Genomic DNA, 26,505 nt, shown 5'->3' on the forward strand with positions numbered 1-26,505 from the left:
TAGTAGCCACAATACTGAAATAAGAAAAATTAATTACTTTCTGAGGGCTATTCTGAGCTTCTCCGGATCGTAAGACCAGTCTTTCGGGAGAATACCCTTCTCCTTATAGTAACAGGAGAGCCTCCAGATCTTTGCCTCTATCAACTGCAGACCTCTCTTGTTGTGCAAATCCTTTTTGTGGGTCTCTAGGTGTTTTCTCAGGTTTATGGCCTTCCTTATGAGCGACTTGAGGTCCTCTGGATAGTCGATCTTAGCTCCCTTCTCCTTGAGTATCTGAACCAGTTTCTTGCCCGTAACCTGCCTCACCGATGGAACGCCATATCTATCTCTGAGGATCATACCGATCATGCTCGGTTCATAACCCTCGTTATGCAGCTCCACGATCTTCTTTTCAACCTCTTCAGCCGTCAACTCTACCCATTCAGGTGGTGAGTCTCGATAAACTCTCTTTGAACCTGAACTTCCTCTTCTCCTTGCATGCATTCTTGCCATGAGCATCACCTCAAATGAACTCCTTCAATTTATCTCTATCGACTGCATCCCACACAACTTAAAAATCTTTTGTAGTGGTGTCTGATTGTGACTGACCTTGTAAACGATACTGGGCTAGCTGCTATCATCTCCATTTACATTTAAACATTCCACCGTGTCCGGGGATTATGTAATCTGCAACACCCTCTATCATCCTAACTATCCAGAGCAACCTCTTCGGAGTGAAAATCCGGATTGAACTTTCAGACCTTATCTGTCAGATAATAGCTTGCAGAAACCACGGCATCTCCTGCAACAGACCTTTACTTCCCCAATACCCGTAATCCTCCCACCGAAGCCTGAACTTTCCGAATACCTCCATCTCTTCAGTCTCAACAATCAGCGATGCGTGATCCGGTGCATGGCCTGGACCGAAATTTGATAGGGCATGAACAAGAATCTTCCTGTTTCTATTCACATTATCCCTGCTTAAATTACCTTCAAAATCAAAACCTGTGTCAATGATATTTTCGCATCGGATTCGATGTAAGTTACCGTTGAACCGCCACCGATACCGCAGAAATTTTTCAGAGCCACGGTTCTCAGTTGAGGTTTCTCAAAAGCTTCGATTGTAATGCTTCCCTGTTTAATGATTTTTATGGATTACAGGCATATGATAACTCCAATGTTGATACAGATAAATTTCCTGCTGTTTTAAAGAGCATGAAAATACCAAATATTATTATATGCTATCAATAAAAGAAATCGTAGAACAGCTAAATCTTCGAAAGGAACAAAAATACCTTTAGAAGAAATAAAAAAGACATATTCTTGATGCCCTCTCACAGGCGTCTAATACTTGATGTAGATTTTCTTCCCCCTCATCAGAGCTATCTTGATCGCCTTCCCGATGTCCTTGTCTTTCCTGATTCTTATAACACCCTTCCTGCCTACTGATGCGGTTGTGAGATAGTCGTTTTCAGCGAAGATATCGACTTCTTTTCCTTCCAGTCCAGGAGCATAAATCAGCCACTGCTTTCTGCTCTCTCCAACCTCTGCCTCTATAACTTCTCCCCTTCTCTTGCTTCTTAGAGGCTGAACATCGATGCTGATCTTCACTTCATCCTCTATCCGCTTTATGTTTCTTCCTCTCCTGCCAAGGATAAACGAGATCTGGTCCTCTGGGACCCTGATTATAGCCTTTCTGTCGTTCAGAACATCAACCTCGAAGTCTGTAACAAGTTCGAAGAGAATCTCCTCAAGCCTCTGCTTTATCTCCTCCGGATCTCGCTCGCCAACCAGCGGCATCACAACAACCTGTTCACCATAGGTGTAGATCTCGTATTCAACCCTCTTTGACTTGAAGTCGATTACATCTATTACCGGCCTTGCCAGATCTGCTTCGGTCATGCCTGTGGGTACCTTAACATTGAACTTCAGCTCGTAAACCTTCGCTATCCTGCCAGCATCGATGAAGATTACTGTATCAACCACCTGCGGTATCACTCCAAGTTCAACTCTCCCGACCATCCTCTGAACGGCATCTATTGCCCTTGTGGCATGAGTAACACCAATCATTCCCACACCAGCAAGCCTCATATCTGCGAAGATCTGGAAGTCGGATGTTTTTCTCAGCTCATCGTATATAGTGTAATCCGGTCTTACGAGAAGCAGTATGTCTGCTGTAAGGGACATGTCCCCCTCAAGTGGAGAGTATTGCGTTACCTCATCTCTAACCATCAGATCTCTCGGACTCTCCATCGTCTTAACAAGGAAACCGTGTTCCATCAGAAAGTCTGCCACACTTGCGGCAAATGTTGACTTCCCTGCTCCCGGTGGCCCAGCGATGAGGATTCCCCTTTGCTTCTCGATGAATCTCCTTTTTAACTCCTCATCAACCCCATACTCGTGGATCGACACTTTTGCCACAGGCCTTACTGCCGTTATCTCCATTTTATCCGAGAACGGTTTTTCAGCGATCGCTATCCTGAGATCTCTTAGCTGAACAACCACAGCACCATGCCTTTCGATCTCTATGCTACTGTCATCATCCTGCCTCGCAGATTCCAGTATCTCGTTTGCTATGCCTCTGAGCTCCTCTGCGGTCATGGGAGTTTCGGAAAGCTTTACCAGCTTTAGACTCCCTACTCTCCCTCGCTTGGCATATGGTGGAACACCTTCTTTGAGATGCACGCTGGCGGTATCTTCTGTAAAGAAGGACATTATTTTTGTCTTTTCTGGCTCTATCCTCTCCTGAGCGAGATATATCGAATCTATGCCCTTAGCTACCGATACGATATGCTGAACCCTGTCACATGTGATTAGAGTTGCATTTTCGACTTCAGCAACTCTTCTTATCATTTCATCTATCGCTCCACCCTTTGAGAGCTTGATGTCATCCAATCCTGGCCTCTCTCCAGAAAAAACCACATCCAATCCTTTCTTTTCTGCTATTTTTCTGATCCTTGTAATCTCCTCAAGCCCTCTAAACCCGCTCATCTTTCCAAAGTTAGCCTGAGCTTCGAGTTCAGCAACTGCTGGCTCAGGAATTATTACCTTTCCATCAAAGCTTTTCTCAATTATCTTCGAAATCCTACCATCTATCAAAGCACTTGTGTCCAATACAATTTTTGATTTATTACTCAAATCAACTCCACTCATAGATCTTCTCCCCATAATTTGTTGTGAAAGCAGGTCCACTCTCCGGTATGACAGGCCTTTCCGTTCTGTTCAACAACATATATTATCGCATCCCTATCGCAATCAGCGTAAACAGAAATAACTTTCTGAACATTTCCTGAAGTTTCTCCTTTCTTCCACAGCTTTTTTCTGCTTCTGCTCCAGTAATGAGCGTAACCAGTTTCAAAAGTTTTTCTGATCGCTTCTTCATTAGCATATGCGAGCATTAGCACATCCCTCGTTTTTACATCTTGCACAACCACAGGTATGAGACCCGATTCACTAAACTTAAGATTATTAATATCTCCATCTATGTTAAGTTTGCCCATACTAATCAAATCATGCGAAGTTTTATAAAGCTTATATGATGTCTGGGTTGTGATGTAAATGAGGTTATTTAGAACTGGAATACCATCCCTCGATACACAGCTTAAGGGAGGTCTCCCTTCTGAGAACCTGACATTAATCCTGGCTGAGCCTGGGGTGGGTGAGGAGATATTCTCATATCATATTGTGGTTGAAGGACTGAAGAGGGGAGAGAGAGTACTGTATATCACAACAGACTACTCAAAAGAAGCTGTTTTAAAAAGTTTGAAGATGTATTTCAAGGAAGTAGATTTTTCGAATCTGGAAATAATCGACTTTTTCTCTCAAAGAACAACCCTCGTGCTTGAAAACACAGATATGGAGGCATATATTAGAGGCCTCAGGCAGGATTATATAGGATCTGTATTGAAGTTACTGAAAAAAGAGAACTACGATAGAGTTATCCTAAACAATCTGACTTTCTACATAATCACATATGAGTTTGAAGAGGTGCAGTATTTCTTAGAGAACCTTAAACTTTTAACAAAGATCAAGGATTCGCTGACAGTCCTGTTGATGACTGAAAATATGTTTGATGTCAGAATTGAAACTGCCGTAAAACACCTGAGCGATGCTGTAATCGACCTTGATCTGAGAGAAGTTGAGAACGAGATACAGAGGAGACTAAAAATAATCAAACTACTGAATTATGTCCCCCCTAAAAACATAATGAGGTATGAGCTTACACAGAGAGGGATAATGATGGAATCTTTAATGAGGGTTGTGTAAGGTCTTCGCTGTCATGAAAGGTTTGTTAATATGGAGGCTGTATATGGTGGCCTACAAAATCTTCTGCGGGGTTGTTGGCTGTGAAGTTGAGGATTTCTTCAACTTTTTCAAAGAGAGAGGCCTTGATGTTTCTGCAATAAACGCAAAGTATGTCTTGAACAGGGAAATTTTGGATTTTGCCGTTGGTAAAGCTCTGAAAAGATGGTACAGCGGAGAAAGGATTTCGAGGAATCTCGGTGTGGAGATAATGCTCTATCTATTCGCAACGAGGCAGATAAGAGATGTCATTCAATTTGGATTGAAGGAGAGAGGCATGAAGGTCTATGTTGTGGTAATTAGCGATCGCGATATAAACGAGGCTGAATTTGATTGTGTTGATATTGTTGATTGTGAGGAGATGGAGACGGAGCTTAACGAAGAGAAGTTAAAAAAGTTCATGGAAATCTATGACATAAATGAGGAAGAACTTGAGATCGCTGGTAAGGAAAATTTTGATTTGCTCGTTAAGGAGAAGATCGTTCTTTTCGATTTGAATAAATAAAAAGAGATTAAGTGTCCATCCATAAATATGCCTAAATCTTACTGTTCCAGCTTATCGTGAACCCACTGCTCCCCATCTACATAGATTTCTTTCTTCCACACAGGAAGCTCACGCTTTATGATCTCCATGCTCTCAGACAGCGGCTTCCACACATCCTTCCTGTGCCTGCCCATGATAACAACATATACAATATCCTCTCCGACATTGATCTTGCCCTTTTTATGGAATATCTTTACTCCCTCAACACCCGGATAGCTTTTCAGGATGTTCTCTATCTCCCTGACCTTTTCACTGAAAACAGGTTCGTAAGCCTCATACTCGAGTCTCACAACTTCCTTCCCGTCTGAGAATTTCCTCACAAATCCAACAAAAATACCTATTGCCCCGCAATACTCAGCATTCTCTCTCTTTACCTTTTTTATGAGGGAAGCGAGAGATTCAACCTCCGGATCTAAATCCACCTCATTAAACCCATCCAGAAAGGCAAACTCATAACCGAGAGATGCAAGAACTTCCAGAACATCACCCAAGTCATGTGTAGTTTCCATCTGAAGCTTTTCTGACTTGCAAAAAATCTTTTCATCTTTTTTTGTGATCAGAACGGCATTCTCCTTGGATTCATCAAATCCTCTCAGGATTTTCATTCAGCCTTACCCCCATACCGCAGACAACATCCTGAACGATCTTCATCTCAACATTCACCCTCTTCCCCTCAACGGTTATCTCCGCACAACTCGCTATCGACAGTCTCGGTTTTGTCGGGCTTCCAGGACATATAAGGAGCTTCCCACCCACAGACTCGACCACGAATCTGTGAATGTGCCCGAAAACGAGAACATCTACACTCATCTCCTTGGCCTTGTAGCCGAGATCATCGAATCTGTTCAGGTAGTTTCCCTGATGTATCAATCCAATTTTCAAGCCCTCTACAGAGAACCTCGTGAGTTCGGGCAGTTCCTTTTTGATTCTGTTGTCATCCGCATTGCCACGGACTGCAAAAAGATCGTACTCTTTTTTCAGGGTCTCATAAACCTCGTATTTTGTGAAATCACCACAATGGACTATCAGATCTGCGTTGTCCATCAGCTCAGAAAGTTTCTTTGGTGGATGCCATAAATCCATGTGTGTATCGCTTATGGCGATTATTTTTGTCATGCTACTCAACCCTCATGTTATCGTAAAATTCCTGATCCTCGAGGGCGAGCTCTATCGATCTTTCAAGCATCCTCTTCTCTTTCTCCTTCTCCATCAGCCTGAGCTCGAATATTTCTTCCCTTATCCCTGCATACCTGTCAAAGGATAGCCTTGCAAGGTTGTAGAAGATTCTATCCAGCTTTCTATAATCATCTATACTCATGTTCGGGAACATACTGTATATCAATTCCTTGAGATTTAACAGCATCATAATCGCATCTCCAGGACTCAGAAACCTGTCAGTGGCGAGATATCGCATGAGGTTATCCACTGCCTCATCTAAATCTTCTGGATCATTTCCAGAGAAAAGATCTATAACCCCGGAAACAATTCTGGATGTGCAGTCATCGAGGTACTCTTCAACCTCTATTGCCGCTTTAAACCTCTCTCCAAACATCATCTTCTTCCATTCTTCATGGATTGCTTTCTGAACCCTTCTGAGGTCCTTTTCCCTGAGTCTTATGACTTTTCTGACCTTTGTTTCTTTTATCTCTTTCTTTTCCACCGATATCACCCTGGATGTATGTTACTAGAAACTATGTAGAGATCCGATAACCATCGCGAGATAGATTACACCAAGAGTTTTGCTTGCGAGCTTATACATACTTTTTGCTCCGATTCTGGAAGGCGCTTTTGCGAACACTATTGCCCTGTACAGGAAATAGGTCGTGATTATAACAGAGGTTATGAAGTAAGCTGGACCGAATGGCAGAACCAGAAACAGCAGGGTAACCATGAAGAGCATTAAAGCCACACTAAAAACTATTATCCACGAAGCCCTCTCCATTCCGGCTATTAGTGGCAGCATCGGTATATTTGCCCTTCTGTAGTCCTCTTCATAGTGCATCGAGAGGTACCAGATGTGAGCAGGGATCCACAGCAGAATTATCATTGATATGAGCATTCCTGCGACATCGAAATACCCCTTTGCTGCAGTCCACCCAGCAAAAGAGGGCATTGCCCCGGCAAGCCCACCCAAAACAATAGAATATGGACTTTTTCTCTTCAGCATTATTGTGTATATGACGATGTCAAAAAAGAGCCCCAGGAAGATTACAATTGAAACATAGATGTTTATCGTGTAGCTTATGGCTATACCTATCAGGAAAAGCAGGGTTCCATAAATTGCGCACACAGTTTCGGGGAGTCTTCCAGATGGAACTGGTCGTTTCATAGTTCTTGGCATTAGAATGTCTATATCTCTGTCCAGAACCATGTTCAGAGCTGTTGTGCCAGCAACTGCAAGAGACACAGCCAAGAACACCTTGATCAGTTCAACCGGGTGGAACGAAAAGCCTGATGCAACTAAAAATGACATTATGCAGGTAATCATGAGTAGCAGTGTCTGTTTGGGTTTTGTTACTTCAACGAAGGCTTTCAAATCCATGTTTGCCAGTTTTGTTCATTTGTTACTTGAATATTTCGGTGGCTGAAAATTCAACCGTAAAGTTTATTTACATGCGTAACAAATATGTTACACATGTAGGAGGTGATTGAGATGAGATTGATGTGGAAGCTCGCAGCAGTATTTGTAATCATTGGAGCAGTATCGCTGGTAGCAGCAGAAAATCTGGACGATGTACTGCACAACTCCGAAGTCCAAGCAACCTGCCAGAACCACTACAGATTGATACACGATGGAAAGTTTGTTGGAGTGCTGTGGGAGAATGCGGACCCAAGCAAACTGAGAGTTGGTGAAGAGTATAGATCATGGTGGGGTATCAGAGCACCGATATTGGACGGTGACAGAGAAGTAGGCCAGCTTCGAATGATGAACGAGAGCCTGCAGCAGGGACATCACGGGGCCCATCATGGGAATCATGGGCAGTACTGGCAGGATCACAGCTGCGGCAACTGTGACGGAAGCGAAATGAGACATGGATGGGGAGCAAAGTATAGAAGTTGAGAAGATAAATATAAAGAAAGATAAATTCTCCTTACTTTTTTCAATCCGATTGAGATTTAAATAGCGTTAAAAGGGCAGTTCTGAAATATAACCTTTGGATATAAAAAGCAAGATAGCAATTGCAGCTTTCAGGAAACTAACAGAGTCGATATCTTTTGCAAAGAGCTGGATTGAGTTCTTGGGAGATGAGTTTAAGATGTTTTGCACTTAACCATAAAAAAATTTTGGGGATTTAAAATTTACCATCTCAGCTCACAGATTATCTAGAAACTCCTGCAACTCTTTCTTACTGGGTATTCCCGCTCTAGCTCCAACCTTCTGGATATTTTTCATCGCTGAAAAGTTTCCAATTTTACCACATTTATCTAGGGGGTAGCCCTTGATGTATCCGTAGATAAAGCCCGCATTGAACGCATCTCCCGCTCCAGTAGTATCAACCGGCTTCGTTCTGTAAGCCTTCACACAGAACTCCTTCTCACCATCGCTGATATAACAGCCATCTTTGCCCAGTTTAACAACAACGATCTTGCAGCCCATCGAAACTATCTCCTTGGCTGCATCAACATAGTCCATGTTCATCAGAAGCTCTATTTCATTTCTGCTCGGCATGAATATGGTTGTCTTCTTTATTATCCCTTCAAGCTCATTCAAACCTCTCTCAACATATATAAGCCCGGGATCAAAAGATATTTCAGCTATACCTTCCTCAACAATTCTCTTCTGACTTTCAAAAGAATCAATACCGTTCTTACAGATAAAAGATGTCAGATGTATAAGCTTGGCCCTGAAATTTTTTGATATGCTGTCATACCTTATCGTATCATTAACCCCCGGATCAACAAGAATGGCTCTATTTCCGGAGTCATCAACAAAGATTAGAGCATTACCACTCCGTCCATCCTGTTTCAGGATCAGAGATGTGTCCACTCCCTCCCGCTCAAAATCGTTGAGGAGAAACTTGCCATCCTCATCACTGCCAACTGTTCCTATAAATGCCGTTTTCAAACCGAACCTTGCCAGCCCGGCTATCGTGTTTGCAGAGCTACCACCAGCATGAAGCTCAACATCTTTTACAAACCCCTCTTCATCCTTTCCCGGTATCTTATCCACCCGGTATATCTTGTCGAGGTTTATCGCCCCGAATCCAACAACATCGAACATATCAACCATACTTCCACCCCTTCTTTCTATCAACCAAGTTTTCCGGCATCCCCTCTAACGAGTTTTCTCATCCTTTTGGATTTCTCAACTATTTTGGGATCAACTTTATCGTCAGAGCCAACACTACCCTCGAGTAAGTAATACTCCGTCTCAGAACACTTCAAACCCTCAACTATTTCTTCATCTACAACATCCTTAAGCTCATCCCATTTTTTATCCTCGAATAGTTTAAGAAATTCTTTCAAGCCATCAAATCCATTGGCAAGATATGCATCCACAACAGCTGCTTCTGAAAAGGCTGAATTGCTTATGACGGCCAGACTGGAGTTCATCAGTGCATATTCATTTCCGTTGAAGGAAACTGCCAAGCCCCTTTTCCTAACCCACTCAAGCATCTCAAAATCCGAGATGCTGTCACCGATTGCGATTATCCTCTCTTTCGGCTCATACGCGAGCAAAGTCTCCAGCTTTTTTCTACCACCAATCACCACAACCTCACCCATCACTCTCCTGATCTTCTTGGAGAAATCGCTATTCCCCCAGAAGAGATCGTTCAGGAAATCTATTGTCCTCGTTGCAGATTCATTAACCGTCCTGTTCTCTACATCAACTTTTATCTCTGGTAGCTTAGAAATCTTCTCGATCAGGCTGCTGGCAACTTCTCTATCCCTATCGTCAAAATACTCAGACAGCCTGTCAACATCCATTCTCGTTCCATGAAGCCTATCCTGTATGCCAATTTTCCCAGCACTTGTCTTTAAAAATTGATCGTAGCTTGTGGAGATTACCACTGGCTTGTATTTTCTAAGCAAAATTTTCATTGCTGCATCTGCATCTCTAACGAACCTGACATTCTCGGCTAAAGCTTTAAGCTTTTTTGAATCGAGACCCATCACACATATAAAAGGGGCTAACAGCTTCAGCGTATCACCGGCGTTGTAGCCTTTCCTTCTTTCAACAAAATAGAGGTAATCGTCATATTGGCTGAGCCTTTCAAAGAAGGCTTTACTGCCAAGCACTTCCGAGATTTCGAGGGCGAAGTCTGTAGTAACCCATGGCCCTTCCCAGTCTGTGAAGAAGTCCATAGATACCATGTGCTACGAACAATAAATATTTATTAAGCTTTTACCTTTGTTGTGTTGATATAAGAGGAGGGATAGAATGGCATTCTATACAGAGGAAAGACTCAGCAACTGGGTTAACAGAATAAACGAGGAAAAAATCGACTTCGAAAACGCAGAAAGCTTTGAGGTATTCGACAAAATGATAGAGGATTTTGTCGTTGCATGTCTTCATCTTGTTAGATCTGTAAAGAACAGGGAGTTGAATAAAAAGGAGGCTTTGAAGGAGATTGAAGAGGTTTATGGTGTTTTCAATATTGAATACACTTTTAACGATGAATTTAAAGGAGAATTCTTTGACTTTGCCAAAGAGAGTATGAGAATAATTCTTGAATCGACAAAACTCTATCTTCAGGGAAAGAGCAGCAAAAAAGATTTTAATTCGCTTTTAAGCCAGGCAATTAAGAAGGAGAAGGAAGGAGACCTAAACAAAGCTTTTGAGATCTTAGCAAGAATGGGAGCAAAGGTTATTGGTGGTGAAAAGCTTCCAGAATTTGATATATCCGATGAAGAGCTTGTACTCCTAAACTGGCTGGACGGCATAGATGCTATAAACACCGTGATGCTTCTTTCAGAGATAGACATCTCAGAAATTGGCGAAGAGGGTCTTGACGAAGAGTAAATGGCAGAGATGGTAAAGGAGTTCGAAATACGCAAAGACGTGATTGAGACCGCAAAAAAGGGAATAGATTTTGAATTATACAAAAAACTGCTTTTCGAGTATGGGAAAAGAGGCGAAAAGGCGTTCATATATCTCAAAGAGGACAGGGTCAAAAAATACAGGGACTTTTTCATTGTGGTCGGGGAGAACGAATACATTGTTGAAGAGAATTTTTGCACCTGCGAGGATTTTCAGATTAACCTGAAGGGGAAAAAACCCTGCTCACACATCATTGCAATGCTGATTGCCAGAAAGATCGGACATTACAGGAAATTCGACAAGTACTACACAGATTATCTCGAGAAGAGGTAACTAGGGTGATCTCGTGAGTTCTTTTGAGTTGAAACCGATAGGATATGTCAGGAAGAAAGATGAAATCGAGATACTCGAGGAATTCATCCCGGCGATGGACGGGTTGAGCGAGGGAATGTTGATATGGGTGCTTTACATCTTCCATCTATCCACTGAGAAAATCAGAGTTCATCCAAAAGGCGATACAAGAAAACCTTTGAGGGGTGTTTTCTCGACGAGAAGTCCTTACAGAATTAATAAAATCGGTTTAAGCGCTGTAAAGATAAGAAAGATAGAAAAGAATATCATAAAGGTTGATGGGCTTGACGCCCTTGAGAACTCTCCGGTTGTTGATATAAAACCGTTTGCTGAGGTGTATGATGTGCCGTATGGATCTGTTCTTTCAGCTGAGGACATTCTGAAGAGGATTAGAAATGAGAATCTCATAACCGACTACATCGATCTGGAAACCCAGATTCAGCCGAATGGTTTTGATTGCACGCTAAAGAAGGTGTCAAGGATTAAGGGAATGGGCAGGATAGACTTCGACAACAGCGAGAGGGTTATTCCAGAAACCCTGGAAATCGAGTTCGATGAAAATGGATGGGTGTTTCTTGAAAAAGGAGTTTACAGGGCAACTCTGAATGAGATCGTGAGCCTTTCAGAGGACATAATGGCATTTGCCAGACCCCGCTCCACGCTGATAAGAAGTGGAGCTAATGTGCTGACTGCAGTATGGGACGCCGGATACAGGGGTAGAAGTGAAGTGGGAATAGTCGTTTACAATTCCGAAGGCATAATGCTCAAAAAGGATGCCAGAATCGTACAGTTAGTTTTCATAAAGCTCACAGAGCGGACAAAACCATACAATGGGGTTTACCTGAACGAGAACATCTGATCCTGTAACAGATCATGAAAAGAATCTACGCAGACCTGATTCTCTTATCGGTTGCGTTTATATGGGGGATTACCTTTCCAGTGATTAAGGTAGCTCTGAACAGTATTTCCCCAATCACCTTCAACACAATAAGGTTCGCTATTGCATCACTTCTTTTCATACCATTTCTCCTGAGAAAGAGTGACTTCAATCAGATAAAAATCGGATTGATGATCGGCATCGTTGTTTTTCTTGGTTATACTACCCAAACCATAGGGATCGAATTCACAACTGCAACCAATGCCGGTTTTATAACATCAACATATGTCGTTCTAACCCCTGCAATAGCATATATCCTGTACAGAGTAAAGATCACAGAGAAAGAGGTCTTATGGATCATACTTGCCTTCCTCGGCCTTTACCTGATATCAGGATTCAGCGGGGAGGTCAACATAGGAGATCTCTTCGTATTCCTGTGTGCAATTTTCTTTGCAATGGAGATCGTTCTGATCTCGAATTATGCCAGAAATAACGACCCGGTTATGCTTGCCTTCGGTCAGACCTTGGCTGTTGTACTCTTCTCTGCTCCACTGACAATGTTTGAGGAAAGATTTGCAATAAGTCAGATAAACCAAGATGTGATTGTAGCTCTAATTATAACCGCAGTATTTGCAACAACTCTGGCAAAAATAGCCCAGAACTACGCACAGGGCTTTACAAGATCCAGTGATGCAGCAATAATATTCTCTATGGAGGGAGTTTTTTCCCATATTTTTGCGATAATCATTTTGAATGAAAGCCTATCTGTTGTGCAGTATCTGGGAGCATTTTTAATTATTGTATCAGTAATAGGAATCTCCCTAACGGAATCCTGATTGAGCTCACCATATATACCTAGTTCAAACTCATCAACCACATTGTCATCAAAACTGTCAAAAACTGTCAAAAGTAAAATATAGTCAACCCTTACTTAACAACATCATGGAGAGAAAAATCATCACTGCAGAGAGTCTTAAGAGAACGACCATTACTGGATTGAGAGACATCAAACAGAATTTTTTTGCGGTATCGCTTATAATAACCTCTGGATTGTTAGCATACGCTATCAGTCTGATCGATCCAGCATTTGATACCCTCTTCATGGCACTGTTCATGGGAATCGTTTTTGGATCACTGTACGGGGGTAAGAAAAAAGAGATAATATCTCAAAAAGCTTTGAGCATAACTCTACCGGTTGGCATTATCCTGTATGGATCAAACATAATTTTTCCAAAGGAGATTGAGATACCTCCTGCATACATCGCCGTTACATTGATAAGCACGATATCCTTGGGATTTAGTGTATACCTGCTTGCGAGAGCCAACAACTTAAGCAACAAGTTTACAACCCTTCTTGTATGCGGAAACGCGATTTGCGGAGCCTCAGCAATAGCAATTGTCTCATCAATAATAAATCCCAAGAATAGAGAGTTCTCCACTTCGATAATTATAATAACGGTTGTTGGACTGACCGGAGCGGTGATATATCCATCCCTTTATTACTCCCTTAACCTTCCTGAGATCAAATACGCCTTGCTGAGTGGTTCAACGCTCCAGCAAACAGGTCTCGTGAAAATAGCCACAAATCAGTTCGGTGAGCATGTTGAGACTCTTGCTCTTGCAATAAAGGCGATACGAATTGCGATGATTGCAGTAGTTGTGCTGCTCGTCTCTTTCCTGTACTCTGATCAGAAATTCTATGTGCCGTGGTATATTGTGGCATTCATACTCGTAGCTTTTCTCTCCCAGAACCTAATTCCGTACGAGGTTATTGTTGTGTTCCAGCCCCTTTCAACACTGGCTTTTGCAATAACCCTTGCGTCCATTGGTTTTTCAGTTAATCTCAGCGATATTCAAAATGTTGGGTTATCTCCTCTAATCATTGTCTATGCCGGGTGGTGCTTCTCGGTGATATTCTCTCTCCTTTTGCTGAGTTTTGTGTGAGGTGGTTTTATGGAGAAGTGGATGATAAAGAGCTTCAACCCGATGGAAATAAAGAAAGCGTATAGATTTCCGATATTCCTGAAAATAGTTCTTGTTTCGCTGTTCTTCTCCACATTATCTCTCTCGCTATATGTTGCGACTTTTTATTTCCCAAGGAGGTTCGCTTTTGAGTATCTTGTGTATATAGGCATAATTCTTTTCGGTACCTCTCTTTTTGCTGCTGGAAGTATTGTTGAGCCAATAAAAAGGGTAAAAGAGGGATTTACTAAGTTAGCAAATGGTGAAAAGGCCTATGTAAAAGTAAACACAGGAGATGAGCTTGAAGAACTTGCAGATTCGTTCAACATTATGGCATATGAGATAATGAGGCAGAGAGAAGTGATAAAGGAGAATGAAGAAAAATACAGATCTCTTGTTGAAAATATAAACGACTGGGTTTTTGAGATAAACGAGGACTTAATCATCACATACTCCAGCTCGAGATGCCTCGATTTTCTTGATAGAAGTCCCTATGAGATAATAAACAGACCTCTTCTTGAGTTTATCGATAGCCAGGATAGACACAGTGTGATGGAAGTTTTGGCTGAAAAAAAAGAGTTTAGCGGTCTGGATGTTCGTTTAGCCAATCAGGACGTAGTTCTCGAGATTTCCGGTAAGCCTTTCCACGACGACAGCGGGAACTTTAAAGGCTACAGGTGTGTAGCAAGAGATATCAGCCTCAGAAAAAAGGCTGAACAGGAGACAGCGTACCTTGTAAGCATTCTTGAACATACGATAGATGCCATAGTCTCTCTCGATTTAGACACGAGAATAGTCTCATGGAATAAGGGAGCCGAGAAGATGTTTGGTTACACGGCTGAGGAGATGGTTGGAAAACCACTTTCGACACTCATCCCCCCTGAGAAGCATAAAGACTGTGCTGAAAACTTTAAAAAAGTCGTCAATGAGGGTTTTGCCAGAGATATAGAGGCGATCAGAATATCAAAAAATGGAAAGATTGTTGTTGTTGATCAGACAGTAACAGCGATCCATGATTCTCAGGGAGAGCTAACAGGATTCGTTGCGATAATGAGGGATATTACGGAGAGAAAGAAGGCTGAGATGGCGTTGAGGACAGCATATAAAGAGCTTGAAGAAAGAACTAAAGAGCTCGAGGAATCAAAAAGAGAACTTGAATATCTTGCGAAGATTGTAGAGAACTCCAACGATGCGATATATTCCATTGACCTGGATAATAAAATAACAAGCTGGAACAGAACTGCAGAGAGGCTTTTCGGGTGGAGGAGAGAGGAGATTCTTGGGCAGGATGTGAACATCATAGTCCCCGAAGAGCTGAAAAAGGAAATATCAAATGTTAAGGAGAAAATTGGGAAAGAAAATCTTACATACGAAACCAGAAGGATAACAAAAGATGGTAAGATCATTTTTGTTGAGGTTACAGCCATCCCTGTTTATGACTCTGATGGTAAGCTGACAAGGATATCATTCATAGCAAGAGACATTTCATCGAAACTCAAAGCTGAAAAGGAGCTTTTAAGGAGGATATCCAGATACAGTATAGAGAAAGGAAAAGTTTACCTCATAGAACATTCCACCGACCTTTGTGATGAGATACTGTCAGACTTGATCAAATGCGGGTTTGATGGGTACATATTCACACGCAGAAACTCCGAGGATATTAAATGCGAAGGAGCGAGAGTGTTCTATTTATCAGAAAAGGAGAATTTCAACACAGTTAAGCCAGATCCCAAGGTTTTGAGAGAGAGCATAATACACATGCAGGGCTGGAACAATGCCGTTGTTATCGATCTTGATTACATACTGATGAAAACACAGTTTTCTGAAGTTTTAGAGTTCATTCAGGAGATAAAGGATGCCTTCTATCTATTCTCCAAAGGAGTTGTGATATTTCACATCGATCCCTCCTTAATCTCGGAGAGTGAGCTTAAAATTCTGAAGAAAGAATGTGAATCGATCAAACAGAAAGAGCACGACCTTCCTGGAGAGGTTTACCAGCTCATGAGACACATATACATGGAGAACAGAGTTGGAAACAGACCATCAATAAAAGAACTCATGGAGAAATTCGGTCTTGCGAGAAATACAATCAAAAAAAGGCTGAGCTACCTTGCCAGCAGAGGGCTCATAAAAATCGAGAAAGAGGGAAGAATAAAAATTGTCGAATTGACTGACAAGGGCAAGGATTACTTCGTTATTTCTCACCGAACTGCTGACACTATTTGACACTTTTTTTGACGATATTGCTAAATATATTTGCTTCGAAAATATTAAACTGGAATTGGAGATTTAGATGTTTTTGAACGGACTGGATAAAACCGAAATTAGATGAAAAAATAAGATGGGGTGTTGAAAAATGGCGGAGGAAGAGATCTATAAGGAGGAGCCATGGGATCCAATGGAAGGGAAACTGATTAAGTGGAGTGTAATACTAGGGATTGTCCTGACGATTTTGCTGGCAGCAATCATACACATGACAATCCTAGCAGAGTATAGTTGAGGTGGTAGTTGAGGTGATATAAAATGGCGGATGAAAGGAAATGGTATACTGGAATGTTTAGCACAGAGGACTGGTGGGCATTCTGGATAGGGCTGTTCTTTGTTATCCTTGGACTGATCGCTGCAGTAACAAAAATAGACCTGACTGGATGGATCGTCGCATTTGGCAACTGGGTAGACATAACGAAATCATTCCACGCTGCACATAAAGACCTAATGAGTCCAGTAGCTTCATTAATAGTATCATATGTAATATTCTCAATCGTTACAGCCATTGGAGCATGGGCAATGAAATGGAATGTCAAGGACTACCTCAAGGCATGGACATTGATATTCATCATCACAACGATTGCATACATAATCGGTCAGTATGGTTATCTCAGTGCCACATCGAACAAGTGGTCCAAACTTGGAATTTCGTGGAGCTTGCAGATAGGAGGAGCTTACTATATCATAGCACTAATAATAGGTCTTCTCATTGGTAACTTCGCACCAAAGGGATTCAAAGAGTTCATGAAGAGGGCTGCAAGACCAGAGTGGTTCATCAAGATCGCTATCGTTGCATTAGGTGCCAAGCTTGGTCTGAAGGCTATCGAGGCTACAGGATTTGCCATGCACCTGCTGTTCGCAGGAGTCTGTGCAACAATTGCAGCATACTTGCTCTTCTGGCCACTTGCATACACAATGAGTAGGAAAGTTTTCAAGCTCTCAAAAGAGTGGTCAGCGTGCCTTGCATCAGGTATCTCAATATGTGGTGTTTCTGCAGCTATAGCGACTGCCGGAGCTATCAGAGCAAGACCAATCGTGCCTGTAATGATCTCATCGCTGATAGTCGTTTTCGCAGTTATAGAGCTTGTAATTCTTCCGGGTGTTCTGGTTACGACATGGTTCCACGAGCCAATCGCTGCTGGAGCAAGCCTCGGTCTTACTGTTAAGACAGACGGTGCAGACGCTGCGGCTGGAGCAATACTCGATCAGCTGATGATCTCAAAGGCAGCGAGCATGGGCATCTATTGGGATGAGGGCTGGATTCTCGCATCAGCCATCATGACTAAGATCTGGATCGACATGTTCATAGGTGTCTGGGCATTCGTTCTCGCTACTGTGTGGGTCTACTACTTCGAGAGAAAACCAGGCGAGAAAGTCCAGAAGATGGAGATCTGGTGGAGATTTCCAAAGTTCGTCATCGGTTACTTCGTAGCAATGTTCTCAGTCATGGGTCTCGGACTTGCTGGAATCCTGTCTCACGAGAGCCTTGAGTTCGGTCTTAAGCCTGTCGAGGGTGCACTGAGGCACTTCTTCTTCATGCTGACATTCACCAGCATCGGTATCGTAACTGACTTCAGGGCATTGAAGGAGGAGGGGCTTGGAAGGCTTGCCATTGCATACGCGGTGATCCTTGCAGTGATCATTATACCCATTGGATGGTTTATCGCATGGCTCTTCCACCACGGTATGGTACCACCATCACCACAGTAATTTAATTTTTTATTTTTTTGTTGGAGGAAAAATTGAAAAGTTCTGACAAGATGGGTGAATTCGATGGAGAAGATCGTTTTAAGTTTGCTGCATGACGGCAAGCAGTGGATAGCCAAAAATGGTGAGATCGTTGCTAAAGGAGAAACCCTTGACGAACTGGACAAAGAGATAGAAAGTGTTGTGAGAAAGAAATATCCTGGAAAGAAAGTCAAAGTAAGCATGGAATTTGATTACAGCAGTATTCCATTCTGGATAATCCAGTATCACCCGTATTATTTGTATAGGGTTATTTACATCTAAGATTTTACGCCCATTTTACATCTTGAAGTCTGTATTTGCATTAAAACATCACCGCTGCTTTTTTCTGAGGATCGTCTTTAAAATGCTTGAGTTCTTTAAAAAGATAATAGACAGGAAGTTAAGATTTTAAATTTTTCATTCAGTGTGATACGCCGGGGGTGGGACTTGAACCCACGCGTCCCAAAGGGACACAGGCTCTCAAGGCCTGCGCAGTGCCTCTCTGCCACCCCGGCTGTGACCGGCTATGAATAGCTTTTGAACTGGAGAATATAAAGAGTTAACGGTCAGCCATCACGAAACTATTTAAATACAGGAAATAACTTGAATATATGTCAGATGTGTTTTTTGCTGATTCAAGAGCAATGGTTACCGATCCATCAAAATGGTTTCAGCCTAGTCTCAGCCTTGTCAGTAAGTTGAAAAGGCTGATAGATGAAAGCAAGATCCTCGACTTCATCGACAAAGGTGATATCGTCGCAGTAAAAACCCATTTTGGCGACAGAGGAACTACAAAAACCCTTCGATCGGTGTATATCAGAACCATAGTAAAGGAGATCAAAAAGCGGGGTGGCAAACCATTTGTTACAGAAACCACTGGCCTGGGTCTTACGAGGCTCAGATCATCAGCTATAGGGCGGATTGAGATTGCTGAGGAGAATGGATACACCTCGCAGACGCTTCTCGCTCCAATAATAATCGCAGATGGCGTAATGGGATTCGATTTTGTGAAAGTGAATATCAATGGAAGGCATCTGAAAGATGTGTTCGTTGCGAAAGCTTTTGAAAGTGTTGATAAGGTTGTGTGTGCGACACACTTCAAGCTCCACATGATGGCTGGCATGGGCGGGAGCATAAAGAATGTTGGAGTTGGCTGTGTGGCGAAGCCATCAAAGTACGACCTCCACTGCCCGAATCCTCCGTACATAAACGAGAACTGTACAGAGTGTGGAGATTGTGTTGAAATATGCCCTGCTGGAGCGATAAAGAACTTTAGAATAGATCACAGTATTTGCCTGAAATGCACGGGATGCAGTGAGGTCTGCAAGTACGATGCGGTAACAATTGAGCCCTGGCTTGGCGGAAGAGAGATTGGAGAGAGGATAGTCGAGTGTGCCAAAGGAGTTTACGAGGTGGTTGGGGAAGAGAACTTCGCATTCTTTAACTTCATGATTGATGTAACTCCCCACTGCGACTGCCATCCGTACAGCGATAATAACATCATACCAGATGTTGGAATATTCGTTTCCAGAGACATAGTCTCCGTTGATGCTGTATGCTTGGAAACCTTGCAAAAGCTCGAAGCGAGCAGGGATGCTCTAACAGGAGACAAAAAGCTCTGGGACTGGACCTCTCCACAATCCCAGCTTGATTATGCCGAGGAGATCGGACTCGGAGAAAGAAAATACGAATTGTTTAGAGTTGGTGATTGAAGTGAGGGTTGGCATGAACATCGATATGGAGAGATACATCAGACAGCTGATGATTCCGTATTTTGGTGAAGAAGCTCAGGAAAAACTGCTCAGCTCAAAGGTTCTGATAGTTGGTGCTGGAGGTCTTGGCAGTCCCGTGATAATGTACCTCTCCTCTGCGGGAGTTGGAGAACTGACGATAGTTGACTTCGATGCTGTGGAGAAGACCAATCTGCAAAGGCAGGTCATACATGCTGGAAAAATTGGATGGAACAAAGCTGAATCAGCTATGGAATTCGTCAGCAAGCTTAATCCAGATGTCTATGTCAGAACCCTTAAGGAAAAAATAGAGCCAGGAAATGTTATGGATATCATAAATGGACACGATCTGGTTGTATCATGCCCGGACAACTTTAGAACGAGGTTTTTGTTGAACGATGCTTGCCGAATCAAAGGGATTCCACTGATACATGGAGCGATCTTCGAGTTTGAGGGGGAGGCTATGACCATAACCGATAGCTCACCATGCTACAGATGCCTGTACCCTGAGGCGTATCCGGAGAAAACTCCCGGAATAATAGGTGCCACAGCAGGAGTTATAGGGAGCATTCAGGCTGTTGAGGCTATAAAGGTTCTTACAGGCTTGGGAGACCTGCTCGATTGTTTGCTCAGGGTTGATCTGCTATCCATGGAGCTTTTCAAGATAGAGATAAAAAGAAGAGACGACTGCCCAATATGTAACGGAAGGCTAAGGCAGATCTATCCTGAGAACTACGAGGACTCGTGCAGGATCGTTACATACTAACCTAACCTCTTAAGCTTAACCCCTCAGCTTTTTGAACTCCTCTAGAACCTTTTTCATCACCTCTCCAGCCTTTCCATAAACAACCACATCGAAGATGAAGTCTTTCTCCACAGGTTCGAGATTTATCAAAGCGAGCTTTGCCCCACTCTTCTTCGCAATCTCTGGCAAACTCGCTGCTGGATAGACTACAAGCGAGGACCCAATAACCAAAAATAGATCTGCCTTTCTGGCTTCTTCCATTGCTGATGTCAGCACATCATATGACAAAGGCTCCCCAAAGAAAACAACTCTCGGCTTCAAAAACTCACCACCACACTTCTCGCATACAGGCTGCCTCTCTTTCAAAATTTTCGCAATATACTCCCATTCATAGACAGCTTCGCAGTCCAGGCAATCCACATAGTTCATCGAGCCATGAAGTTCAAGAACCCTCCTGCTCCCAGCCCTCTGGTGGAGCATGTCTATGTTCTGGGTTATGACTGCTTTAACAACACCTTCCCTCTCCAGCTCCGCAATAGCATAGTGTGCCGGATTTGGCTCTGCGTTGGACTTCAGTATAAGCTCCTTGGCAAACTCCCAGAATGCTGAAGGGTTCCGCTTAAACCCATAGATCGAGGCAACCTCTTCCGGATTATACTTCTTCCACAGACCGTCAACACCTCTAAAGGTTGGAATACCGCTTTCTGCGGATATTCCAGAGCCTGTGAAAACCACAGCATATTTGGACTCATTAAGCATCTGGGAAATCTTTTTAATACCTTCCATGTAAAAAGTTGCACACTCCTCAGACAAAAAATTTATTAATTCTACTCGTTCATTGGATTGTCAGGAGGGATTAAAACGGCGAGGAAAAGACAGGCAAGGGTTAAGGATAAGTGGACTTTAAAGAAGTGGTTCACGCTTATAGCTCCTGAGTATTTCGGGATGTCCGAACTGGGAGTAACTCCAGCGGATGCTTCAGAGAAGGTTCTTGACAGGGTTGTGGAGGTTACACTTGCTGAGCTTACCAACGATTACTCAAACCAGAATCCATACAAGAAGCTGTGCTTCAAGGTTTACAGAGTTGCTGGAAACAACGCATACACCGAGTTCTTCAGATACGAGCTTGGCAGAGACTACATAAACAGCCTTACAAGGAGGAGGACTTCAAAGATCGAGGATGTGATCGATGTCACAACTACAGACGGCTATGTGCTTAGGGTTAAGCCGGTAGCGTTCACAATAAGGAGATGCAAGACTTCCCAGAGAAGGGCAATAAGAGCTATCATGCATGAGATAATCGCCAAAACCGGCAGCGAGTCAAAATTCATTCAGTTCATTCAGGAGTGCATTCTTGGAAAGATTCCGTCAGAGATCTACAAGAACGCAAAGAAGATCTATCCACTGAGAAGAGTTGAGATAAGAAAGATAGAGCTTCTGAAGGAACCTAAGGGAATTGAAAAGGGTGTTTTCGAAGAGGCTAAAGCCAAAGAAGAAGAGGTTAAGGCTGAAGAGGCAGCCTGATTTCAATAATTATTTTATTCTTGCTTCATTTTTGATGTGCTTTTCCCTGTTTTTCTGTTCTTAATCTGAAATTAATTTTAATTTCTCCTTTTTACTTTCAAAAATGCCAAAGATTTATGAACCATGATGTGAGAGTCCAGTAAAATGATGTCTCAGAAAATTGAGGTCAAGCTAAACAAAGACCTTGGCTTTTTTGACATAACAATGATAGGCATCGCGGGAATGATTGGTGCCGGTGTTTTCGCGTTGACAGGGATTGCTGCAGGCATCTCTGGCCCAGCACTGATCATTGCGTTCTTCTTCAATGGCCTCATTGCAACCATTACAGCTTTGGCTTATGCAGAACTCGGCTCCTCGATGCCACAGGCAGGAGGAGGGTACGTCTGGATCAAGGAGAGCTTCCCACAGTCAGCCGGATTTATAGCCGGGTGGATCGACTGGTTCGCACACAGCGTTGCCTGTGCATTATATGCCGTAACCTTTGGAGCTTTTGTTGCAGTCATTCTTGAGGGCTATATGCCCTTCATTCTGGTTTCAAAAGTCTCATCATTTTTAGCCGTTACATTATTCGCGTATGTGAACTATATTGGCGTTAAGGAGAGTGGAAAGGTTGGAGGGATAATAACTCTAACCAAGGTAGTCATACTGCTCGTTTTCACGATCTTTGGAGTTTACAGAACATTCTCAAACCCGGAATGGGTGTTGAGGTTCACACCCTTTATGCCGAACGGTATGCAGGGTGTGCTTGCTGCGATGGGTTTAACATACATAGCCTTTGAAGGCTACGAGATCATCGTACAGAGCGGTGAGGAAGTTAAGAACCCGGAAAAGAACATTCCCAGGGCGGTTCTCGTATCGCTGTGGGTTGCTACACTGATATATATTCTTGTAGCAGTCTCCGTTCTTGGAGGAATAGACAGCGACAGGCCAAGCTGGATGTACCTGGGTGAGCTTGGAGAGCTCGGCCTGATAAAGACTGCTGGAAGCATAATGCCCTTTGGCTTCGCAATTCTGCTTTTTGCCGGACTGGTTTCAACCACGAGTGCGATGAACGCCACGATATACTCATCATCAAGGGTCGCCTTTGCGATGGCAAGGGACTCGTTTTTACCGAGAGCACTCTCGGAGATAGATGTCAGGAGAAGAACTCCGCGAAACTCGATCTTTTTCTCGTACATAATAATCTCTGCAATGACTCTGAGCTTGCCAATAGAGGCTGTTGCAGCATCTGCAAACATAATGTTCATCCTGCTCTTCGTGATGGTGAATCTCACACTCATACTGATGCGTTACAAGGCTCCGAACCTAAACAGGCCGTTTAAGGTTCCTTTCGTTCCGTATCTGCCGATAGTAGCGGTGATCCTTCAGTTTGTTATAGGGTACTTCATGATATCGATGCTCGAGCACGGTTTCCTCGCCCTGGCAGTTTCGGTGCTCTGGATTGTGCTCGGGATAGTGATATACTCTTCCTATTCTAAGGAGAAGGTCAAGGAGGCGATAAAAGAGGAGATAAAAACAGTGTTCGAGGAAGGACACCTTGAGGAGAGGCCGTACAGAATACTCGTTGCATACGCGAATCCGGCGATAGGGAAGATGCTTCTCGAGTTTTCAGATTTCATAGCCAAAGCCAAGAATGGCGAGATAAAGGTCATGAATGTTGTAAAGCTCCCGGAACAGACACCGCTGAAGGCTGGGATGAAGCTTGTAAGAGAGCAAATAGAAGAGATCGATGAGTTACTGAGAATCCCATCATCTCCAGCCAAGGGAGTTATAAAAGTAGCTCACAGCGTTAGTGATGCGATAATAAGTGAGGCTGCAGAATACAAGGCAAATCTTGTCGTTCTTGGATGGAGGGGCAGAACATTCAGAAGGGATTTCGTGTTTGGTAGCACAATTGATCCTGTGCTGCTCAAAGCCCCATGTGATGTTATTGTCACAAGACCCGAACCTGGTTTCAACATAAAGAAAGTTGAGAGAGTCCTGATTCCCACCGCAGGAGGGCCGCATGTCAGGTTTGCTCTCCAGCTTGTCAAGGATCTGATGCAGATTTCAAAATTCGATGTCTCGCTGTGCTTTGTCGGAAAGAATGAAAGTGAGCTCAGGAAAGGTAAAGCCGTGATAGAGGCTTGCAGGAAGGAGAGCGGAATAGATGCAGATGAGATCCTGAAGCTATCCGATGACCCGATAAAAGGCATAGCAGAGATTGCCAGAAACTACGACATGATGTTCGTTGGGGCAAGTGACGAGCCATTTTTCAAGAATTTCATAAAGGGCATGTTTGTTGAAAAGCTCGTGAAGGAGACCAATAAAACGGTTGTGATGGTCAGAAAGAAGATTAAGGTGTACGATATTATCAGAAGATTGTTTTAGTCCTTTTCATTATTTTTAAGTTTCAGGTCATTTGCAAACCAGACGGTTCTCTGCGGGAAGGGTATCTCTATGCCGTTCTCCTCTAGCTCCTTCTTTATTTTCCACAGCAGTTCTGTCTTTATGGAGTACCATTCAGTGGAGGGACCCCATATCCTGACCACGATGTTCACAGCATTATCTCCCAGTTCATTCACAAAAATCTGCGGCTCGGGATTCTTTAAGGCGAATGGATGCTCATCGATCAGTCTATTTATTATTTGAATGGCCTTCTCAGCATCATCGCTGTAGCGGATGCCAACCACATACTCAAACCTCCTTGCAACATTCGCAACATAGTTGGTTATGCTGGATGTGAATACCTTCTCGTTCGGTATTCTCACATACAGACCATCGTAGGTTCGAACCACTGTGGACAGAATGTGTATGTCCTCAACATATCCAGCAACCCCGTCCACACTGATCTGATCTCCGATCTTTATCGGCTTCTCGGATATCAGGAAGATCCCAGAAACTAAATTGGAGACTACACTCTGGCTTGCGAAACCTATAATGATACCGGCTATACCTCCGGCAACCAGCAGTCCGGAGAGATTCAGACCGAGAGTGGGCATGACTGTTATGAAAGCGATCGTGATGATGCCATAATAGACGATTTTGAGGATCAACTCGAGCTGATCTCTCTTCATCTTGTCCGTTAATGCCCTCCTTATGTTTGTGGTGACTATTCTTGCCACAATGGTCGCTATTGTCATCATCAGGACTACGAACAGGATATCATGAACGGTCACATCCCCGTAAACCTTCTGCCCCAGTATGTCGATCATATTCCCCACTCCATGACGAATTTCTTTTTCATTACCGGTATCTTTCTCGATGTGTATAGCTCCAGAGCCTTTTTCATTCCCTCCCTTAAAGGCTGATTTAAAAAGAAGGTTTCAGCAACCTTATGTGAGAGTATGTTCATTGAGGCTGATGAACAGACCATGGTGTCGTAGTAGATCTTCATTCCGAAGATATCGAAAACAGCATTGGTCACCTCTATCCATTCATCCGAGCTGTTTGTGATCCTCAACCGCATAACTCCTTCCCTAAAGCCATCCACATCTGGAACATCACTGTAAACGTCGCTCTCCCAGTACCTGCAGATTATTCCCATTCTGGGGTTTCCATACAGCGTGTACTTGGGTTTTTGAAGACTGAAGATGTCTATAACATCAACCCTTTTCTTCGCAGCAAGAAAAACTCCGATTTCTACAGGGAAAGTTAAGTTTACTTCCATTGATGTTTTGGGTTCAATAAAAACCGGTTTCTTAAACCGGATCAGCAAAAAATTTGTTATCTCCTTTGGCAGGTTCACGGGCTCAACAGGGTTGATTATGATTCTACCATCTTTGGTAAGGATGATTTTTTCTTTCTTTCCATCAGGGCTTTCCCGAATGTATCTGTAAAAACCATCACTTTCGATTCTGATTCTGACACTATCAAACTCTGCTGAGAACTCGGAGAGATCGAAGTAACCGTACACAATTGGTTTTCTTTTTAAACTGATAAAAGCTTTTCGAGGCGGTGGTTTGTTGTGAGTTTGTTGTGGTTATGACTTAAGCTTTCGAGATCAGAATGCTATCTGTGTTTGAACGGTTAATGCAAATTTGTTCGGTAGTTTGATAGGGATTTGATTTCGATCTGGCATTTACAGAGTTTTTGTATATCTCTCTGTAATTTTGAAGTTTCATGGGGTGTATATAGGGTGCTGAGTAGTATTTCAGGAGTACAGAAAAGCGGAATAATATGGAGTTGTAAAGACATTCAGGCGTCCACATACTTCAGCAAAAAGTCAAAAAAGAGCTTGGGAGCGGACTTCATGTTCGGGATGGATAGTTATATGGGATACAATACCAAAATCCAAATTCAGCACAAAATTTTTATTAAACTTACCTTCAAGCATATCATTGAAGCCGTCGTAGCTCAGCTGGCCAGAGCGGGTGACTCGTAATCACCAGGTCGCGGGTTCAAATCCCGCCGACGGCTCTTTTATCTTCCAATTTTTATAGTGCTTGACATAAATAATCTGACTAACTTGCTTTCGAGATCATATTCGTTTCAGGGGACTCGTCTGTTGTGGGCATAGCCGTGCATAGACTA

Annotated in this window: 28 protein-coding genes, 2 tRNA genes and 2 pseudogenes; 19 read left to right on the top strand and 13 right to left on the bottom strand. The window is 43.0% G+C overall.

Annotated features, from left to right (window positions below):
* Window positions 1–33: 33 nt before the first annotated feature.
* From ASULF_RS04995 to hisI, 3 genes are all read right to left on the bottom strand, one after another.
* A complete protein-coding gene (locus ASULF_RS04995) occupies window positions 34–492 on the bottom strand; it encodes a 30S ribosomal protein S15 (protein WP_015590610.1) in 459 nt (152 codons plus the stop codon).
* Between the two features lie 831 nt (window positions 493–1,323).
* Complete coding sequence (locus ASULF_RS05005) at window positions 1,324–3,132, bottom strand: PINc/VapC family ATPase (protein WP_015590611.1); 1,809 nt, start codon at window positions 3,130–3,132, stop codon at window positions 1,324–1,326.
* On the bottom strand, window positions 3,129–3,479 hold the full coding sequence (hisI, locus tag ASULF_RS05010) for a phosphoribosyl-AMP cyclohydrolase (protein WP_015590612.1): 351 nt from the start codon (window positions 3,477–3,479) through the stop codon (window positions 3,129–3,131). Before hisI ends, ASULF_RS05005 begins: the two co-directional genes overlap by 4 nt.
* 58 nt (window positions 3,480–3,537) lie before the next feature.
* Here hisI and ASULF_RS05015 point away from each other — a divergent pair, with 58 nt between their 5' ends.
* Window positions 3,538–4,245 (top strand): RAD55 family ATPase, encoded by a 708-nt coding sequence (locus ASULF_RS05015; protein ID WP_015590613.1) that lies wholly within the window; start codon window positions 3,538–3,540, stop codon window positions 4,243–4,245.
* A 13-nt stretch (window positions 4,246–4,258) separates the two neighbouring features.
* Complete coding sequence (gene cgi121, locus ASULF_RS05020) at window positions 4,259–4,786, top strand: KEOPS complex subunit Cgi121 (protein ID WP_081623001.1); 528 nt, start codon at window positions 4,259–4,261, stop codon at window positions 4,784–4,786.
* Window positions 4,787–4,824: 38 nt separating this feature from the next.
* On the opposite strand, the gene ASULF_RS05025 is transcribed toward cgi121, so the two are convergent.
* From ASULF_RS05025 to cyoE, 4 genes are read right to left on the bottom strand one after another with little or no spacing between them, the layout of a single operon-like run.
* Complete coding sequence (locus tag ASULF_RS05025) at window positions 4,825–5,430, bottom strand: molybdenum cofactor biosynthesis protein MoaE (RefSeq protein ID WP_015590615.1); 606 nt, start codon at window positions 5,428–5,430, stop codon at window positions 4,825–4,827.
* Window positions 5,408–5,941 (bottom strand): YfcE family phosphodiesterase, encoded by a 534-nt coding sequence (locus ASULF_RS05030; protein ID WP_015590616.1) that lies wholly within the window; start codon window positions 5,939–5,941, stop codon window positions 5,408–5,410. Before ASULF_RS05030 ends, ASULF_RS05025 begins: the two co-directional genes overlap by 23 nt.
* 1 nt (window position 5,942) lies before the next feature.
* Window positions 5,943–6,485 (bottom strand): hypothetical protein, encoded by a 543-nt coding sequence (locus tag ASULF_RS05035; protein WP_015590617.1) that lies wholly within the window; start codon window positions 6,483–6,485, stop codon window positions 5,943–5,945.
* Between the two features lie 24 nt (window positions 6,486–6,509).
* A complete protein-coding gene (cyoE, locus tag ASULF_RS05040) occupies window positions 6,510–7,367 on the bottom strand; it encodes a heme o synthase (RefSeq protein WP_015590618.1) in 858 nt (285 codons plus the stop codon).
* Window positions 7,368–7,478: 111 nt separating this feature from the next.
* On the opposite strand from cyoE, the gene ASULF_RS05045 reads away from it, so the two are divergent.
* Both ASULF_RS05045 and ASULF_RS11680 read left to right on the top strand, forming a co-directional pair.
* Window positions 7,479–7,886, top strand: a complete 408-nt coding sequence (locus ASULF_RS05045) for a hypothetical protein (RefSeq protein WP_015590619.1) — start codon at window positions 7,479–7,481, stop codon at window positions 7,884–7,886.
* Between the two features lie 97 nt (window positions 7,887–7,983).
* Window positions 7,984–8,097 (top strand): annotated as a pseudogene (locus tag ASULF_RS11680) (IS630 family transposase); the annotation flags it as partial.
* 41 nt (window positions 8,098–8,138) lie between these two features.
* Here ASULF_RS11680 and ASULF_RS05050 read toward each other — a convergent pair.
* Window positions 8,139–9,056, bottom strand: coding sequence for a carbohydrate kinase family protein (locus tag ASULF_RS05050; RefSeq protein ID WP_015590620.1), 918 nt, complete (start codon window positions 9,054–9,056; stop codon window positions 8,139–8,141).
* Window positions 9,057–9,076: 20 nt separating this feature from the next.
* On the bottom strand, window positions 9,077–10,132 hold the full coding sequence (locus ASULF_RS05055) for a hypothetical protein (RefSeq protein ID WP_048098125.1): 1,056 nt from the start codon (window positions 10,130–10,132) through the stop codon (window positions 9,077–9,079).
* Window positions 10,133–10,208: 76 nt separating this feature from the next.
* Here ASULF_RS05055 and ASULF_RS05060 point away from each other — a divergent pair, with 76 nt between their 5' ends.
* The 10 genes and pseudogenes from ASULF_RS05060 (at window position 10,209) to ASULF_RS05095 (ending at window position 18,276) form a co-directional block, all read left to right on the top strand.
* Window positions 10,209–10,790, top strand: a complete 582-nt coding sequence (locus ASULF_RS05060; protein WP_015590622.1) for a DUF2150 family protein — start codon at window positions 10,209–10,211, stop codon at window positions 10,788–10,790.
* Entirely contained in the window at window positions 10,791–11,141 is a 351-nt protein-coding gene (locus tag ASULF_RS05065; RefSeq protein ID WP_015590623.1) for an SWIM zinc finger family protein, read from the top strand.
* Window positions 11,142–11,235: 94 nt separating this feature from the next.
* Window positions 11,236–11,445 (top strand): annotated as a pseudogene (locus ASULF_RS12390) (TrmO family methyltransferase domain-containing protein); the annotation flags it as partial.
* Window positions 11,446–11,502: 57 nt separating this feature from the next.
* Window positions 11,503–12,018, top strand: coding sequence for a deoxyuridine 5'-triphosphate nucleotidohydrolase (locus ASULF_RS12395; protein WP_048098325.1), 516 nt, complete (start codon window positions 11,503–11,505; stop codon window positions 12,016–12,018).
* A 14-nt stretch (window positions 12,019–12,032) separates the two neighbouring features.
* Window positions 12,033–12,872, top strand: coding sequence for a DMT family transporter (locus ASULF_RS05075; RefSeq protein WP_015590625.1), 840 nt, complete (start codon window positions 12,033–12,035; stop codon window positions 12,870–12,872).
* 106 nt (window positions 12,873–12,978) lie between these two features.
* Window positions 12,979–13,980: a putative sulfate exporter family transporter gene (locus tag ASULF_RS05080; protein WP_015590626.1), complete on the top strand. Its 1,002-nt coding sequence runs from the start codon at window positions 12,979–12,981 to the stop codon at window positions 13,978–13,980.
* Window positions 13,981–13,989: 9 nt separating this feature from the next.
* The gene (locus ASULF_RS05085) at window positions 13,990–16,224 is read left to right on the top strand and encodes a PAS domain S-box protein (protein WP_015590627.1); all 2,235 of its coding nucleotides are present in this window, start codon (window positions 13,990–13,992) and stop codon (window positions 16,222–16,224) included.
* 130 nt (window positions 16,225–16,354) lie between these two features.
* Entirely contained in the window at window positions 16,355–16,498 is a 144-nt protein-coding gene (locus tag ASULF_RS11915; protein ID WP_015590628.1) for a hypothetical protein, read from the top strand.
* 23 nt (window positions 16,499–16,521) lie between these two features.
* Entirely contained in the window at window positions 16,522–17,976 is a 1,455-nt protein-coding gene (locus ASULF_RS05090) for a putative sulfate exporter family transporter (RefSeq protein WP_015590629.1), read from the top strand.
* Between the two features lie 63 nt (window positions 17,977–18,039).
* Window positions 18,040–18,276, top strand: coding sequence for a DUF5395 family protein (locus tag ASULF_RS05095; protein ID WP_015590630.1), 237 nt, complete (start codon window positions 18,040–18,042; stop codon window positions 18,274–18,276).
* A gap of 150 nt (window positions 18,277–18,426) precedes the next feature.
* On the opposite strand, the gene ASULF_RS05100 is transcribed toward ASULF_RS05095, so the two are convergent.
* Window positions 18,427–18,509 (bottom strand) — tRNA-Ser (locus ASULF_RS05100).
* A 96-nt stretch (window positions 18,510–18,605) separates the two neighbouring features.
* Between ASULF_RS05100 and ASULF_RS05105 the strand changes: the two genes are divergently transcribed.
* A complete protein-coding gene (locus tag ASULF_RS05105) occupies window positions 18,606–19,706 on the top strand; it encodes a DUF362 domain-containing protein (protein ID WP_015590631.1) in 1,101 nt (366 codons plus the stop codon).
* Between the two features lies 1 nt (window position 19,707).
* On the top strand, window positions 19,708–20,490 hold the full coding sequence (locus ASULF_RS05110; protein ID WP_236609718.1) for a HesA/MoeB/ThiF family protein: 783 nt from the start codon (window positions 19,708–19,710) through the stop codon (window positions 20,488–20,490).
* 15 nt (window positions 20,491–20,505) lie between these two features.
* On the opposite strand, the gene cobB is transcribed toward ASULF_RS05110, so the two are convergent.
* The gene (gene cobB, locus ASULF_RS05115) at window positions 20,506–21,255 is read right to left on the bottom strand and encodes an NAD-dependent protein deacetylase (protein WP_015590633.1); all 750 of its coding nucleotides are present in this window, start codon (window positions 21,253–21,255) and stop codon (window positions 20,506–20,508) included.
* A gap of 57 nt (window positions 21,256–21,312) precedes the next feature.
* On the opposite strand from cobB, the gene ASULF_RS05120 reads away from it, so the two are divergent.
* Both ASULF_RS05120 and ASULF_RS05125 read left to right on the top strand, forming a co-directional pair.
* Window positions 21,313–21,993, top strand: coding sequence for a 30S ribosomal protein S3ae (locus ASULF_RS05120; protein ID WP_015590634.1), 681 nt, complete (start codon window positions 21,313–21,315; stop codon window positions 21,991–21,993).
* Window positions 21,994–22,137: 144 nt separating this feature from the next.
* A complete protein-coding gene (locus ASULF_RS05125) occupies window positions 22,138–24,363 on the top strand; it encodes an amino acid permease (protein ID WP_015590635.1) in 2,226 nt (741 codons plus the stop codon).
* Here the strand turns inward: ASULF_RS05125 and ASULF_RS05130 are convergent.
* Together ASULF_RS05130 and ASULF_RS05135 are read right to left on the bottom strand one after the other, a co-directional pair.
* A complete protein-coding gene (locus tag ASULF_RS05130; RefSeq protein WP_015590636.1) occupies window positions 24,360–25,187 on the bottom strand; it encodes a mechanosensitive ion channel family protein in 828 nt (275 codons plus the stop codon). The genes ASULF_RS05125 and ASULF_RS05130 overlap by 4 nt on opposite strands.
* A complete protein-coding gene (locus ASULF_RS05135; protein WP_015590637.1) occupies window positions 25,184–25,888 on the bottom strand; it encodes a DUF432 domain-containing protein in 705 nt (234 codons plus the stop codon). The genes ASULF_RS05130 and ASULF_RS05135 overlap by 4 nt, the downstream gene beginning before the upstream one ends.
* A gap of 429 nt (window positions 25,889–26,317) precedes the next feature.
* Here ASULF_RS05135 and ASULF_RS05140 point away from each other — a divergent pair.
* A tRNA-Thr gene (locus ASULF_RS05140) sits at window positions 26,318–26,391 on the top strand.
* The last annotated feature ends 114 nt before the right edge of the window (window positions 26,392–26,505 follow it).

The sequence above is a fragment of the Archaeoglobus sulfaticallidus PM70-1 genome (assembly GCF_000385565.1).
GTDB classification, from domain to species: Archaea; Halobacteriota; Archaeoglobi; order Archaeoglobales; family Archaeoglobaceae; genus Archaeoglobus_A; species Archaeoglobus_A sulfaticallidus.

Excerpts from the sequence above, each read along its gene's own strand:
- ASULF_RS04995 (WP_015590610.1), bottom strand. The coding sequence starts at position 492 with ATGGCAAGAATGCATGCAAGGAGAAGAGGAAGTTCAGGTTCAAAGAGA.
- ASULF_RS05005 (WP_015590611.1), bottom strand. The coding sequence starts at position 3,132 with ATGAGTGGAGTTGATTTGAGTAATAAATCAAAAATTGTATTGGACACA.
- hisI (WP_015590612.1), bottom strand. The coding sequence starts at position 3,479 with ATGGGCAAACTTAACATAGATGGAGATATTAATAATCTTAAGTTTAGT.
- ASULF_RS05015 (WP_015590613.1), top strand. The coding sequence starts at position 3,538 with ATGAGGTTATTTAGAACTGGAATACCATCCCTCGATACACAGCTTAAG.
- cgi121 (WP_081623001.1), top strand. The coding sequence starts at position 4,259 with ATGAAAGGTTTGTTAATATGGAGGCTGTATATGGTGGCCTACAAAATC.
- ASULF_RS05025 (WP_015590615.1), bottom strand. The coding sequence starts at position 5,430 with ATGAAAATCCTGAGAGGATTTGATGAATCCAAGGAGAATGCCGTTCTG.
- ASULF_RS05030 (WP_015590616.1), bottom strand. The coding sequence starts at position 5,941 with ATGACAAAAATAATCGCCATAAGCGATACACACATGGATTTATGGCAT.
- cyoE (WP_015590618.1), bottom strand. The coding sequence starts at position 7,367 with ATGGATTTGAAAGCCTTCGTTGAAGTAACAAAACCCAAACAGACACTG.
- ASULF_RS05045 (WP_015590619.1), top strand. The coding sequence starts at position 7,479 with ATGAGATTGATGTGGAAGCTCGCAGCAGTATTTGTAATCATTGGAGCA.
- ASULF_RS05050 (WP_015590620.1), bottom strand. The coding sequence starts at position 9,056 with ATGGTTGATATGTTCGATGTTGTTGGATTCGGGGCGATAAACCTCGAC.
- ASULF_RS05055 (WP_048098125.1), bottom strand. The coding sequence starts at position 10,132 with ATGGACTTCTTCACAGACTGGGAAGGGCCATGGGTTACTACAGACTTC.
- ASULF_RS05060 (WP_015590622.1), top strand. The coding sequence starts at position 10,209 with ATGGCATTCTATACAGAGGAAAGACTCAGCAACTGGGTTAACAGAATA.
- ASULF_RS05065 (WP_015590623.1), top strand. The coding sequence starts at position 10,791 with ATGGCAGAGATGGTAAAGGAGTTCGAAATACGCAAAGACGTGATTGAG.
- ASULF_RS05075 (WP_015590625.1), top strand. The coding sequence starts at position 12,033 with ATGAAAAGAATCTACGCAGACCTGATTCTCTTATCGGTTGCGTTTATA.
- ASULF_RS05080 (WP_015590626.1), top strand. The coding sequence starts at position 12,979 with ATGGAGAGAAAAATCATCACTGCAGAGAGTCTTAAGAGAACGACCATT.
- ASULF_RS05085 (WP_015590627.1), top strand. The coding sequence starts at position 13,990 with ATGGAGAAGTGGATGATAAAGAGCTTCAACCCGATGGAAATAAAGAAA.
- ASULF_RS11915 (WP_015590628.1), top strand. The coding sequence starts at position 16,355 with ATGGCGGAGGAAGAGATCTATAAGGAGGAGCCATGGGATCCAATGGAA.
- ASULF_RS05090 (WP_015590629.1), top strand. The coding sequence starts at position 16,522 with ATGGCGGATGAAAGGAAATGGTATACTGGAATGTTTAGCACAGAGGAC.
- ASULF_RS05095 (WP_015590630.1), top strand. The coding sequence starts at position 18,040 with ATGGAGAAGATCGTTTTAAGTTTGCTGCATGACGGCAAGCAGTGGATA.
- ASULF_RS05105 (WP_015590631.1), top strand. The coding sequence starts at position 18,606 with ATGTCAGATGTGTTTTTTGCTGATTCAAGAGCAATGGTTACCGATCCA.
- cobB (WP_015590633.1), bottom strand. The coding sequence starts at position 21,255 with ATGGAAGGTATTAAAAAGATTTCCCAGATGCTTAATGAGTCCAAATAT.
- ASULF_RS05125 (WP_015590635.1), top strand. The coding sequence starts at position 22,138 with ATGATGTCTCAGAAAATTGAGGTCAAGCTAAACAAAGACCTTGGCTTT.
- ASULF_RS05130 (WP_015590636.1), bottom strand. The coding sequence starts at position 25,187 with ATGATCGACATACTGGGGCAGAAGGTTTACGGGGATGTGACCGTTCAT.